This is a genomic window from Agrococcus pavilionensis RW1, assembly GCF_000400485.1.
Classification (GTDB): domain Bacteria; phylum Actinomycetota; class Actinomycetes; order Actinomycetales; family Microbacteriaceae; genus Agrococcus; species Agrococcus pavilionensis.
This window is the reverse complement of record NZ_ASHR01000018.1, coordinates 1-13,280: the sequence shown is the minus strand read 5'-3', so window position 1 is coordinate 13,280 and position 13,280 is coordinate 1. Positions and strand designations below refer to the sequence as shown.

At 71.2% G+C, this 13,280-nt stretch carries 12 protein-coding genes; 5 read left to right on the top strand and 7 right to left on the bottom strand.

Annotated features, from left to right (window positions below; translation table 11 throughout):
* Positions 1-621 (top strand): right-handed parallel beta-helix repeat-containing protein (locus tag L332_RS0115050; protein WP_031223515.1); only part of this gene is annotated, 621 nt, incomplete at its 5' end.
* Positions 622-674: 53 nt separating this feature from the next.
* On the opposite strand, the gene L332_RS21095 is transcribed toward L332_RS0115050, so the two are convergent.
* Positions 675-1,292, bottom strand: coding sequence for a hypothetical protein (locus L332_RS21095; protein ID WP_021010260.1), 618 nt, complete (start codon positions 1,290-1,292; stop codon positions 675-677).
* On the opposite strand from L332_RS21095, the gene L332_RS30725 reads away from it, so the two are divergent.
* Genes L332_RS30725 through L332_RS21085 form a run of 3 tightly spaced genes read left to right on the top strand, consistent with a single transcriptional unit; the run spans position 1,267 to position 4,330 of the window.
* Positions 1,267-2,118: a hypothetical protein gene (locus tag L332_RS30725; protein WP_235045071.1), complete on the top strand. Its 852-nt coding sequence runs from the start codon at positions 1,267-1,269 to the stop codon at positions 2,116-2,118. The genes L332_RS21095 and L332_RS30725 overlap by 26 nt on opposite strands.
* Positions 2,115-3,428: an O-antigen ligase family protein gene (locus tag L332_RS21090; RefSeq protein ID WP_021010258.1), complete on the top strand. Its 1,314-nt coding sequence runs from the start codon at positions 2,115-2,117 to the stop codon at positions 3,426-3,428. Before L332_RS30725 ends, L332_RS21090 begins: the two co-directional genes overlap by 4 nt.
* Positions 3,429-3,430: 2 nt before the next feature.
* Positions 3,431-4,330, top strand: a complete 900-nt coding sequence (locus L332_RS21085) for a glycosyltransferase family 2 protein (protein WP_021010257.1) — start codon at positions 3,431-3,433, stop codon at positions 4,328-4,330.
* A 10-nt stretch (positions 4,331-4,340) separates the two neighbouring features.
* Here L332_RS21085 and L332_RS21080 read toward each other — a convergent pair whose 3' ends face one another.
* Positions 4,341-5,564 carry a pyridoxal-dependent decarboxylase, exosortase A system-associated gene (locus L332_RS21080; protein ID WP_021010256.1) on the bottom strand — a complete coding sequence of 408 codons (1,224 nt, stop codon included), beginning with the start codon at positions 5,562-5,564 and terminating at the stop codon, positions 4,341-4,343.
* 8 nt (positions 5,565-5,572) lie between these two features.
* Positions 5,573-6,430, bottom strand: a complete 858-nt coding sequence (locus L332_RS21075) for a hypothetical protein (protein ID WP_021010255.1) — start codon at positions 6,428-6,430, stop codon at positions 5,573-5,575.
* Positions 6,431-6,554: 124 nt separating this feature from the next.
* Here L332_RS21075 and L332_RS21070 point away from each other — a divergent pair, with 124 nt between their 5' ends.
* Positions 6,555-7,946, top strand: coding sequence for an AMP-binding protein (locus tag L332_RS21070; RefSeq protein WP_021010254.1), 1,392 nt, complete (start codon positions 6,555-6,557; stop codon positions 7,944-7,946).
* Here L332_RS21070 and L332_RS21065 read toward each other — a convergent pair.
* The 4 genes from L332_RS21065 to L332_RS21055 all read right to left on the bottom strand — a co-directional run.
* On the bottom strand, positions 7,909-9,636 hold the full coding sequence (locus L332_RS21065) for an asparagine synthase-related protein (RefSeq protein ID WP_144061034.1): 1,728 nt from the start codon (positions 9,634-9,636) through the stop codon (positions 7,909-7,911). The two genes, L332_RS21070 and L332_RS21065, sit on opposite strands and share 38 nt — an antisense overlap.
* Entirely contained in the window at positions 9,633-9,896 is a 264-nt protein-coding gene (locus L332_RS21060) for an acyl carrier protein (RefSeq protein ID WP_021010252.1), read from the bottom strand. Before L332_RS21060 ends, L332_RS21065 begins: the two co-directional genes overlap by 4 nt.
* On the bottom strand, positions 9,893-12,358 hold the full coding sequence (locus tag L332_RS29795; RefSeq protein ID WP_081646073.1) for a glycosyltransferase: 2,466 nt from the start codon (positions 12,356-12,358) through the stop codon (positions 9,893-9,895). The genes L332_RS21060 and L332_RS29795 overlap by 4 nt, the downstream gene beginning before the upstream one ends.
* A partial coding sequence (locus L332_RS21055) for an oligosaccharide flippase family protein (protein WP_041203922.1) occupies positions 12,355-13,280 on the bottom strand: 926 nt, incomplete at its 5' end. The genes L332_RS29795 and L332_RS21055, both read right to left, overlap by 4 nt.

Genomic DNA, 13,280 nt, shown 5'->3' with positions numbered 1-13,280 from the left:
GTCATCAACGGCACCATCCACAGCGCCTCGAGCAGCGCCTCGTTCGCCATGATCGACAGCGAGGTCCACATGCCTCCCGTCACGGGGACCGGCGTGGGCGACTCGAACTTCGTCCTCACGCGCGTCGAGGTGACCGGGGGGAACCGCTCGGTGAACTGCGCGGCCGACTGCACGGTCCAGGACTCCTACCTGCACGGGCAGTACACCGACCACCGCGGCATCGACCACGCCTCCGCGATCCGGATGGGCGCGAACAGCACGATCCGCAACAACACGATCACGTGCGAGGCCGCTCCGGTGCTGCCGGACGCCGGTTGCTCCGCCGCCCTGACCGGCTACGGCGACTTCGGCGTCGTGCAGAACAACATCATCGACGGCAACCTGATCGACGGTGGCCCCGACGGCTCGATGGGCTTCTGCGCCTACGGTGGCTCGACCCCGGGCAAGCCGTTCTCGGAAGGCGTGAACAACATCCGCTTCACCAACAACGTCTTCATGCGCGGTCCGAGCGGCAAGTGCGGGATCTGGGGGCCGATCGTGGCCTTCGACGCCGCCGCACCAGGCAACGTCTGGTCGAACAACCTCTGGGAGGACGGCGCGGTCGCGCCTTCGGCGAACTGACGAGGAGCCATCGCTCGACGGGACCCCGGCCGCCTGGCCGGGGTCCCGTCCTGTCAGTGGATGTCGTCTCGACCGCGTCGCGCCACGTACTCGCGGAGGACGACGACCGCGACGGTCGCGCCCAGACCGAGGAGCGCCGTCATCGCGAGCGCGCGCGACCGGTTCCCGTCCACGTAGTGGATCACGGTGGACTCGGGCGCGGCGATCACACTGACGGTGTTCACCGGGTCGACCCCCCACTCCCGCTGCAGGGCATCCAGCTCGTGGGTGACCTCGTCGATGATCGCGCGCTGCTGCTGCTGGACCGCTTGCTCCGAGGGCGCGACGACGTCGAGGAACAAGCGCTGCGTCGCGAAGTTGCTCGCCCATTGACCGCCGATGTCGGGAACGCGGAGCGACCAGCCCTCCCGCATCCCGAGGCCGACGAGGGTCACGTCCGGGGAGGCGAACTTCGTGGGCGCGTCGGGTCCCGTGACGCGCTTGGCGACCAGGCCCGCCGTGATGATGAGATCCTCCGACTGCGTCCGCAGCGCATTGGGATTGGCCGTGCTCGTCGGCGCGAGGAACATGAGCTCCGTGCGGGTGAAGTAGACGCCGTCCGCGGTGGCGGCCGCCAAGCCCGTGCCCGTGGTCACGAGGGCGCCGATGATGACGATCGGCCAGTTGCGCACCAGCGCCTTCAGCAGTTCCCACACAGTCATGCGCACCCCTGGCCCTAGACTACTGGCGAGCCTGCGCCTCGCTGACGAGGCGCCATCCACGGCGAGAGGACAGCCCTTGGTGCTGGATGTGATCCGTGCGCTGGTGCGCCGATGGTACTTCGTCGTGCTCGGCGCGGTCCTCACGGCAGCCCTGACCGTCGGCGCATACGTCTCGACGCCGCCCGAATACAGCGCGCGAGCACTCGTGCTGCTCCTCCCGTCGGACACCGCCGTAGGAGAAGGCGGCAACCCGTTGCTGTCGCTCAGCGGCCTCGAGCAGCCGGCCGGCATCCTGGTCGCCTACTTCAACAGCGACTCCGCGACCGAAGAGGTCGAGCGGCAGTCCGCGACAGCCGAGTACCTCGTGGCCATCGACGAATCCACTCGAGGGCCGGTGGTCGTCGTCGACGTGACCGACGCAGACCCCCAGCGCGCGCTCGACACCCTCGGCTTCCTGCTGGATCGCATCCCGGAGGGCCTCGCGACCCTGCAGGCGCAAGTGGCTGCGCCGGCGGACGCCGTCATCACCTCCATGCCTCTCACCGTCGACGAGCGCGCCGAGCCGGACTTCAGCGGCACGATCCGCGTGATGATCGCCGCTCTCGTCCTCGGCATCGCCCTCACGTGCACCGCGACGATCGCCCTCGACGGCCTCCTGCGCCGCCGGGAGATGCGGCCCGGGGGACGACCCCCCGAGCCCAGGAGAACCCGCAGGAGCGCAGGGACGCGGGAGGCAGAGGCTCTCGAGCCGACGAGCCGCGAGCGCCTCGCGTCGGCGTCGAGCGTCGGGACGTGACCCTCCAGGCGCGCCATGCGGTCGAGCGCCGCGTCGCGCGCGTCGACGCCGTGGGCTGGCTGTCGGTCTACATCGGCCTGCTCCTGTTCATCCCCTCTCGCCTCGTCGTCGGCCCGCTCGGCAGCGCCGGAGCGCCATCGACGATCTTCGGGCTGTGCAGCCTGCTGCTGTGGGGCTTCCTGTTCCTCACCGCCGTGCGACGCGTCGATCTCGGTCCCCAGCCCATCCGCATCGCGCTCGGGCTGCTGCTGCTGTGCGTCGGGATCTCGTACGTGCTCGCGATGTCGCGCCCCATCAGCGCCGACGAGGTGAGCCCGGCCGATGTCGCGCTCATCGCGCTGGCGTCCTGGTCCGGCACGCTGCTGCTCACGCACGACGGCGTCCACGACCACGACCGGCTCGACACGCTCGTCTGGAGGCTCGCGGTCTGCGGCGGCCTCATCGCTGCGCTCGGACTCGTGCAGCTCGTGACACGCGAGCTCTGGGTCGATCAGCTGATGATCCCCGGGCTGAGCAGCACGCCGCCCTACGGCCTCGCCACGCGCGGCGGCTTCCCCCGTCCCGCGGGCACTTCGATCCACCCGATCGAGTACGGCGTGGTCTTGACGATGGTGCTCCCGCTCGCGCTCCACGTCGGCTTCCACCACACCCACCGCAGCACGATCGTCCGCTGGCTGCCCGCGGTCGCCGTGTGCGCCATCATCCCGCTGACCTCCTCGCGCTCCGCATACCTGGGCGCACTCGCCGCGCTCCTGGTGTGCATGGTCGGGTGGAGCCGCGCGCAGCGGCTGGGGGCCATCGCCGTCTCGGCAGGAGCTCTGATCGCGGCATTCGTCGTCGCTCCGCGATTCGCGAACGCGGTCATCGGGCTCTTCACCGGCGCGGGCAACGACCCCAGCATCGCCTCGCGCACCGAGAGCGTCTCCATCGCGCTGCAGTTCTTCGCGCAGCACCCGTTCTTCGGGCGAGGCCTCGGCACGTTCCTCCCGAAGTACCAGATCTTCGACAACCAGTACCTGCTGCTGCTCGTGACGGTCGGCATCATGGGCACGCTCGCCTTCATCGCCGTCGGCTGCACCGCCGTCGTCACGACGCTGCGGCTGCGGCGCGACCTGCCCACGGCGTCCTCCCGAGACCTCGCCCTGGCTCTCACCGCGTCGCTGTGCGCTGGATTCTCCTGCTTGTTCATGTTCGACGCGTTCGCGTTCCCCATGTCGATGGGCACGCTGTTCCTCGTGCTCGGCCTGGCCGGAGCCCTCCGCCGCATCCAGCACAGCAAGTCGGCGCCGTTCCTGCCGGGAGGAGCATGACCATGTCCGTGGACGTGGCGATCGTCATCGTCACCTACAACAGCAGCGACCACGTCGCCGCGCTCCTCGAGAGCATCCCCGCAGCGATGGGCGAGCTCAGCTACTCGGTCGTCGTCGTCGACAACGGCTCGAGCGACGACACGCTCGAGCTGCTCCGCGCGCGCACCGACTGCATCGTCGTGGAGTCGGTGAACGACGGGTACGCGGCGGGGATGAACCGCGCCGTGCGGGCATCCCCGGAGGCCCGGACGATCCTCATCCTGAACCCCGATGCGGAGCTCGACCCAGCCGCGGGTCGCGTCATGCTCGAGGTCCTGGACCGGCGGGGCGCGGGCATCGTCGCTCCGCGCGTGCGCGAGGCGGATGGTTCGCTGTCGCCGACGCTCCGGCGCGGTCCCACGATGGGGCGCGTCGGCGGCCTCAGCTTCACCGGGCTCGCTGCCTTCGCCGAGCGGATAGAGGACCCGCGCGATTACGAGACCGAGCATGAGGTCGAATGGGCCGTCGGCGCGATCCTGCTCGTCGACCGGCGCTGCTATGACGCAGTGGGCGGGCTCGACGAGTCGTACTTCCTCTATTCCGAGGAGACCGACTTCTGCCTGCGCGCGAAGGACGCCGGATGGGCGACGGTGTACACCCCGCAGGCCGGAGCCATGCACATCGGCGGCGGCTCCGGCGAGAGCGCCACCACCTACACGATGCAGCAGATCAACCGGGTGCGGCTGTACCGCCGCCGTACCGGGACGACCCGTGCGGGCATCTACTTCGGCTTGACGGTGCTCGCCGAGCTCCGCCGCGCGGTCCTGGGGCACGGCCGGTCGTGGTCGACGCTCCGCGCGCTGCTGCGGCCAGCCCTCCGGCCGCCGCAGCTCGGCGCGGGCGACAGCATCCTCCCTCGCTGAACCGGCGCGCTCACACGAGCACCTCGACCGGGGCCGGGTGGCTCAAGAAGGCCGTCGGGCTCGCGGTCAGCCCGTAGGCGCCGGCTTGGAAGAGCACGAGCAGGTCGTCGACGTCGGCGCGAGGCAGCGTCACGCCGTCGCCGAGCAGATCGAGCGGCGTGCACAGGCAACCGACGACCTGGACCGTCTCGGCGTCCTCCTCGGTCGCATCGAGCCGGTCGCCGACCGCCATCGGGTAGTTGCGCCGGATGACCTGGCCGAAGTTGCCCGACGCCGCCATCTGGTGGTGCATCCCACCGTCCACCACGAGGAACGTCTTGCCACGCGAGACCTTGCGGTCGACGACGCGCGTCACGTACACGCCGCACTCTCCCACGATGTAGCGGCCCAGCTCGAGCACGACGTGCGCGTCGGGCAGGACCGGCCGGATCCGCTCGCGCATCAAGCGGTGCACGTTCCGGCCCACCGCGTCGAGATCGAGCGGCCGGTCCTGGGCATAGTAGGGGATGCCCAAGCCCCCGCCCATGTTGAGGTATTCCACGGGAGCGGAGGTCGCGTCTGCGAGCCGCAGGAGGAGATCGACCGTCCTCTCCTGCGCCTCGAGCAGGATCTCCGTGAACAGGTTCTGCGACCCGGCGAACACGTGGAAGCCCACGAGGTCGACGTCCGCCGCCTCCAGCTCGCGGAGCAGCGCCGGCACCGCTTCGGCATCGACGCCGAACTGCTGCGCGCCCCCGCCCATCCGCATGCCGGATCCCTTGACCGTGAAGTCGGGATTGACTCGGATGGCAACTCGAGGACGGAGCCCGATGCGCTCCCCGATCTTGATGGCGCGCCGCGCCTCCGTCTCGGACTCGAGCTCGATGATCACACCGGAGGCGACCGCTTGCGTGAGCTCGGTCATGGACTTCCCGGGCCCGGCGAAGCTGATGCTGCCGGACGGCATGGGGGTGTCGAGCGCGAGCCGGAGCTCGGCCCCCGACGCGACATCGAGCGCGTCGACGATGCCACTCAAGTGCTGGACGACCGCCGGCATCGGATTCGCCTTCACCGCATAGCTCAGCTCGAGATCCGGCGGGAGCGCCGCCCGCAGCTGCGCCACCCGCGCGCTGAGGCGGCCGCGATCGTACGCGAAGAAGGGGGTGCTGCCCACGCGCTGCGCGAGCCGATCGACGGGGATGCCGCCGATGAGCAGACCGCCGTCAGCGGTCTCGAACTCGGGCCGATAGCTCACTGTCGTCCTCACCATTCCAACCCCACCAGCTCGCTGTAGAGGTAGTCGATCCGATCTGCGGGCAGCGTGCTGCTCTTGAACATCTTCGGCCTCGCTCGCTCGAGGGCGACGGCCCAGCGCGGGCGATCGCCGATCACGTGCTGCTCCATGAGGGTCGCCGCGATCCCGTGGTGCAGCAGGAGGTGCCCGCCGACCTGGCGGGCGGCGACCCGGAAGAGGTCGGCGTTCCCGACGTACAGGATCGACGCGAAGGCGCGGATGCGCTTCCGCTGGTCGCGTCGGAAGATCACGTAGCAGTGCTCGTCGCCGGCCATGACGACGAGGTGCCGCGCTGCGGCCGCCTCCTCGTGGTCCGCGTAGATCTGCCGCTCGGCTCCCGAGAGCGTCGCCCGCACCACGGCCGGGTCGCTCGAGATCCGCACGTCGCGGCGCGCGGAGCGCCACGGCAGGTTGACCATGATCGAGGTCGTCGTGTCGAGCTCGGCGAACTTCAGCGCTCGGTTCAGGGCGATGACGCTGCCGCTCGGCGAGAGGTCCGTGAAGTGGTACCCGCGCATGCGCAGGAGCGCCATCAGCAGCCGCAGACCCTGCGCGCGATGCGGCTCGAGCACGCACCAGGCGCCGAGGTTGCAGAAGCGCTCGATCCGGCCGTCGATCTCCCGATCCGAGAAGTACGCGAGATAGGCGCCGACGATGCGGCCATCCGCGCGGAGCAGATAGCCGTGGTGCGGCGCGGACGCCGACCATCGCGTTCGCAGCGCGCGGGACCACCGCTCGGGCGCGACGCCTCTGTTGTGGTGGTCGTGCATGAAGCGCGAGACGTCCGTGATGTCGTCATCGGTGATGGGAGCGAGCTCGACGTCCATCGGTTGCCTCTCTCGGTGGGGCCGCGGATAGGATCCTTGCCACATCGCCCTGTGCGGGACTCCTGTGCGGCGATCCCGTCGGACTGCGACGCATGGGGGACTTCGCGTGGATGCACTCGGTGACATGGTCCTCGCGGCTCGGCGCTCTGCCGGGCGCGACGCCGGAGTGGGCGACGCGAGGGGGCTGCTCAGCGACCGCGACGTGATCGCGGCCGCTGAGACGATCGTGGCGCGCGTCACGCGCGAGAGCGGTCGGGCACATCCAGTCGTCGCTGTCTGCCTGCCCGTGTCCGTCGATGCCGTCACCCAGCTCGTCGCCGCCATCCTGGGCGACTACACGATCTGCTTCCTCGATCCGTCGGCGCCGCTGGAGCGCCGTGAGGCGATCCTCGCCGCTCTCGCTCCGCACGTGGTCGTGGATGAGGCAGGCGTCCGCACGACGGGACGCAGCGACGACGGCTCGCCGGACGCGCCGGGGTATCTCGCCATGTCCTCCGGATCGACGGGCGGCGCACCGAAGGCCGTGCTCTCGACGTGGTCGGCGATCGCCGCGTTCGCCGGACCCGGAGCGGAGGCGCTCGAGCTCGACGCGACCGGCTGCTGGGGCGAGATCTCGCATCCCGCATACGACATGGCGATGACCAACCTGCTCCTCGCGCTCACTTCCGGCGCCGGCTTGCGCGTCTCGAGCTCGCTCGGCGATCGGCTCCGGCCGCTCCGCTTCGCCGCTCGCGCCCGGGCGACGCACATGCGGCTTGCGCCGAGATTCGCCGACCTCGCGGCCGCTGAGCAGTCTCCCGGTCACGTCCTGCGCGTGTGGGGCTCCGGGGGCGATCGGTTCCAGGCCGCGCACGTCGCTCAACTGTTCGGCGCGGGGATTCCCCTGATCGTCAACACCTACGGCACGAGCGAGACGACCGGCTTCGCGAGCGCCGCCCGGCTGTCCGCGACGGATGAGCTCCGCGACCTCCACGGGAGCGTGCCGATCGGTCGCGGGGCCGTGGGCGAGTGGCGCACGGAGCTCACCGTCGAGGACGACATGCAGATGCTGCGCATCCGATCGCCGCACCTGCCGCAGGGCTACCGGTTCGGAGAGCCGGGCGAGTACCCGAGCTGGCAGAGCGCGGACGCCGTGCTCACCGGTGACGTCGGGGCCCGCGTCGGCGACGATCTCTACTGCCTCGGCCGAGCGGGACGCCGTGTGAAGCGCAACGGGAGCTTCGCCGACCTCGACGCGATCGACGCCGTGCTCCGCGAGGCGCACGGCATCGTCTCGTTCACGGTGGTGACCCGATCGGGCGAGCTCGTCAGCCTCGTCGAACTGCAGGAGGAGGGCACGGCCGCCGTCAAGCGCGACCTCGCCGGACTGCTGCGACCTGACATCTTGCCCGAGAGGCTCGTGCCCGTCCGTCAGCTGCCCCGACTGGGCAACGGCAAGGTCGATCACGTCGCCGCCCTGGCCCTCGCGCAACCCGACATCAGCGAACCCGCTCCCCCGCGACCGCGAGATTGGTGAGCAGGGCGACGGCGCTCGGCCGCGGATCGCGCTCGCCCTCCAGCACCGACGACAGCCATGCTTGAGAGAGGAACGGCGCATGCGCGAGGGAGTCGAGGAGCCCTGGATGCGCGCGCCAGTGCTCGACGACCTTGGCGGCGAGCACCTCGCCTCCGGCCGGCGGTCGGTTGCCGCGCCGGAGCCGCTGCGACGCCTTGCTCGCGAAGCGCCTGCCGCTGCGGTAGGCGTTCGCGGCTCCGCTCCACGCGGTCGGTCGAGCGAACGTCGCCGGCGCAGGACGTCCGTCGAGCGGAAGCCGGCCGAGCTCGGGATCGAGGTCCATCTGCAGTCGGGCCAAGAACTTCGCGTCGGCCTTGTCACGGGGATGCACTCGCGAGACGATCCGGAGGAACGCGGGGTCGAGCATGGGGTTGATGACGACGCGCAGATCGCTCACCGCGATGTCGGTCGCTCCCGCCCACCGCTGCATCCGGTGGCGCAGGTAGAGGTCATCGGTGGCTCGGAACCACTCGTCGCCGCCGTCTCGCAGTGCCGCGTAGACCTCGTCGATCGCGCGCTCGCGCGCCCATCGCGCGAAGTCCTCCGTGAGCAGTCCCGGCTCGACCGCCTCGTTCACGAACATCCGCCAGCTCGCGAGGCGCGCCGCATCCCGGCGCTCGTACGGGCGGTCGCGCACTCGGCCGACGTAGTAGAACCCGCGAGCGACTTCGCCGCCCAGACCCGAGATCCGCACCCCTTGCGTGAATGCGCGCTCGGCGATGCGCTGGGCGGCGAGCGCCACGGGATCCGACATCCCGTCGAGCACCGTCGCCTCCGCGCGGCAGGCGTGCCACGCCTCCTCGGGCGTCAGGTCTGCGACGTCGGCGAGCCCGTGGACGTCGTGCACCATGCCGAAGCGCTCGGCGAGCGCGCGAGCGATCGCGACGTCCCCCGCCCCCGGGACGTCGAGGGTCATCGCGTGCAGGCCGCGACGGCGAGCGGGGTGGATCGCGCTCAGCAGGAGCCGGGAATCCATGCCGCCGGTGAGCTGCAGCACCGCGTCGGGGTGATCGTCGAGGAGCGAGTTCAGGGAGCGTCGCAGGATGCCGGCGGCCTCGGCCACGGCATCGCTCGCGACGGAGCGGTGCGTGCCGCCATCGGCGGAGTCGATCGCGATCCCGTCCTCGCTCATGGTCCCCGAATGCCCCGGTGGCAGCTTGCGCACCCCCTCGAGGATCGTCATCGAACCGAGCTGCCAGCCGAGCTGCGACTGGACCGCGACGCCCGCGTGGTCGAAGGGAGCCTCCGCGAGCCGTCCGATCAGCAGCGCCGACGTCGACGCCATCGCCTGTCCCGGGCGCTCGAAGAGGAAGAGGTGCTCGAACCCCATCCAGTCCGCTGTGAACCGCACGGCGCCCGCTCGAGCCTGCACCGCACCGAACGGCGGCAGGAGATCCTGCAGCGCCGCGGGATCGGCTGACATCGACTCGACCACCTCGTCACTCGCGACGGTGCCGTCGGTGCGACGCATGAGTCGCGAGATCACGAGCGTCCGGCGATCGCCGCTCCTGTCGTGGAGCACCGGCCGACCCCACAGCGCGAGCTCGACGGCGCCGTGCGCGGTGAGCGTCGCCTCGCGCGGCGCGGCGGAGGGCGCCTCGGACCGACCCACGGTCGCCAGGAACCCCGGGCGGAGCGCTGATCCCGTCATGGGCTCACGCCGGCGCGCTTCATGTCAACGAAGTCCGCGAGGGCACCGACGCTCTCGAAGAGCTCGGCGCGGAACTCCTCGTCCTCGATGGAGATCCCGAATCGCTCCTCCAGCTCGGTGACGACCGCGACGACCCCGAGCGAGTCGAGCTCGGGCAGCACGCCGAACAGCTCGGTGTCACGATCGAGGTCTGCTGGGCTGTGCGAGAGCTCGAGCGTCTCGATCAGGATGTCGCGCACGGTGTCGAGTGTCGTGGTCATGGTCGTACCCCTTCTCCTGTCGTCGCAGACGACGTCCTCGCGGCCGCACAGGCGGATGAGCCCGCGCTCGAGGCCACGCCTGCCTGGCCCCAGGACGCGTCGAGATGCGCTCGCAGCTCCGCTGCTCTCGCGCGCCAGTCGTGTTGGGCGGCCGCTCGGCGGATCTCCGCACGGTCCCTCGGCTCGGCCGCGACCACGGCCGCGAGCTCCGCGAACGCGTGCGGCGTGCCCGCGCTTCGGACCCATCGAGGATCGAGCCCCTCGAGCGATGCGACATCGGTCGTGACCACGGGCACGCCGGCGGCGAGGTACTCGACCGTCTTCAGCGGGAAGCTCCGCCGGTTGAAGACCGTGTCGCGGTACGGGGTGAGCCCCACATCCATCGCCCGCAGGAGCGGGACGAGCTCGTCGCTCGGGACCTCACCGGTCCAGCGCACGCCGGGGTCGGCGAGGAGGCGATCGAATGCAGCGTCATCGTCGCGTGAGGTGAACCAGCGGGGCCCGACGAGGAGCAGTGCCAGCCCGCGGGCTCTGACCGCGAGCAGGCAGTCGAGGTCGGTCCGGGCATTGAACTGCCCGACGACCCCGGCGATCGGAGCGGTGAGGCCCGTCGATGCCGGCTCGACGCGGCCGATGGCATCGAAGCGCGAGAGCTCAGCGCCGTTCGGCAGCCAGCCGGGCGGCCGCTCATCGCGCTGCAGGTGCCGGCCGAGCTCGCGCGAGACCGAGAGCACGAGGTCGGCGCTGCGCAGGTTTCGCTCGCGGGCTTCGCTCAGATATCGCCGGCTCACGCCCCACATGCTCGCGGCCTCGACGAAGTCGTCCGTCGCGTAGTAGACGCGGCGGCCGGGGAGGTCGCGCACGAGATCGAGCATCGGCGCGGTGGTCGAGGCGATCACGGCGCTCGGGCGCAACCCGTGCGCCGCGAGGTACCGGCGCGCCGCATCCGCTCGGCGTCGGTTCGCGAGGCTTCGCAGCAGTGGCCGCTGGACCCCGCCGATCGTCCCGGCTCGCAAGCGGACGATGTTCGGATGCGGATGCGACACGGGCGCAGCTCCGCGACCGCGGTCGCGCAGCGCGGAGTGCGGCGTGTCCACCCAGACGATCGGTCGCTGCTCGGCGAGCGCCATCGCGAGGTGGCGGTCGGTGCCGGCGAGCGTGTCCCAGCCGACGCCTGGGAACCACAGGATCGGCCCAGCCGACGGGGCAGGAGCGACCCGCGCCGCGGCTCGTGCGGCAGCGGCCACCGGCACCGCGTTGAAGTCGTCGGTGCGCCGCCGGCTGCGCAGCCGGGCGACACCCTCCGCCGCGTAGTAGCCGGCGAGGCTCGCGAAGCAGCGAGCCGCTTCGCCCCACTGCCGCTTCTGCTGCGACCGGTTCGCGGCGGCGTCGCGGTAGATCGCGAGCTGGAGCTTCGCGGCGCGCTCGAGCGAGAACTCCTCGACCAGGCGCCGCCCGAACCCGCCGAGCTCCGCCCGTCGGTCCGCGTCGGCCAGGAGCGGCACGAGCTCGTCCTCCAGTCGGGCCGGGCCACTGCTCGTGCCGCTGCCGACGCCGTACCAGCCCTGCCACCGGAACTCGTCGGCGGTGTCCCGAGTGAGCGTGCGGAAGTAGCCGCGCTCCCCCTGGACGATGAGCGGCTTCGCGAAGGCGAGCGAGCGCAGCGCGGATCCGCCCATGCCGAGTGCCACGTCGGCTGCCGCGTACGCCGCTCGCGGGTCGTCGAGCTCGCCGGTGAAGACGACGGCGGCGCGCCCGAGCCGAGCGTTCACCTCGGCCGCCGACTCCTCCATGGCGGCGCGCGCCCGGCCGTCGCCGACGATGAGGAGCTGGAACGGCGTCGACCGGTCGAGCGCCTCGGCGACAGCGATCGCCGTGAGGATCCCCTCCGCCTTGAGCTCCGGCACCAGACGGCTCACCACCGCGACGACGGGCAGGCCGTCGAGCCCCCAGCGCTCCCTGAAGCGCGCCACCCCGTCCGCCGGCACGGCCTCCTCGTGGTCGATGTCGACGGGCGGCTCGAGCAGGTGGACGCGGCTGCGCCCGGCGGCCTGCTCGACCGCCGAGATCTGCTGCGTCCCGACGATCAGCGGCATCGACCGGGGCAGGAAGGGGGCGACGGCCATCGACATCACAGTGCAGACGGCGGCGGCGCCGGCCTCGCCCTCGCACGCGGCCGCCGCCTCGAGCCCGGGGGGCCACTCGTACCCGTGCACGATGTCGATGCCCCGTTCCCGGACGAGCCGTCGCACGTCGCGCGCGATGCGCACGGACGGACGACGCCCGGGTTCCGGAGCCTCGATGAACTCCAGCCCGAGGTCCGCCATCCGACCGCAGAGCGAACCGCGTCGCCCGTAGACGATGCAATCGTGGCCGAGCTCGGCGATCGCGGCGGCAAGCTCGATCGCGTTCGTCTGGCTGCCTCCCATGTTCAGGTCGTGGGGGTACACGAGGATCCTCACGTCGCCGCCCCTCCCCGAGCCGCGGCGCGGAGGAGCCGGAGGTCGTCGCGATGGCGCAGGCACAGGATCCCCGCCATCGCGACGGCGAAGAGCCCTGCCGCAGACGCCGCGGCGAACGGCATCGCCACTGCGCTGCTCAGGAGCCAGCCGGCGCCCCACGCAAGCGCGCCGCCGAGGATCGGCATCAGGATCGCGGAGAGCACGGCGCGGATGCGAACGCCGATGCGCGACAGGCTCGCGAGGTACAGCGGTGCTGCGATCACGAGCGCGACGCAGAGCTGCGCGGCGGCTACTCCTGAGGGACCGAGCCGCTCGACCACGAGCAGCATGAGCGGGAGCGCGGCGACGAACGAGACCGCCTGGATGGCGAGCAGCCTGCCCGAGCGTCCAGCCACCACCAGGTAGTCGTACGACAGCTCGAACCAGATCCTGAGCGTGGCCAATCCCGCGAGCCAGACCAGGGGCTCGGCCGCCGGCATCCAGTCCGCGCCGTAGACGAAGGCGACGACGGGGCCCGCTGCGCCGCTCAGCGCAAGGCACGCCGGGACGGCGACGCACGACAGGATCGAGAGGACACGCGTGAAGCTCGAAGTCATGCGGTGCGGCTCGCTCTTCATCGCGGAGAACGCCGCCGGTGCGACCGCGCGCAGGGGCAGGGAGAAGATCGACACCGGCCAGGCAGCGAGGTTGAACGCGAGCACGTAGAAGCCGAGCGCCTGCGCGCCCAGCACCGACCCGACGACGATCTGATCGGCGTACCCGGAGGCGAAGACGACGAGGCTTGCCGCTGCCAGCGGCAGCCCGAACCCGAGCAGCCGGCGCGCGATCGCGCCGTCCCATCCGAACCGGTACGGCACCGGTGACCAGCGGACGATCATGATCCCGAAGACGAGCGCCGCGATCAACCGACCGACGTGCCTCA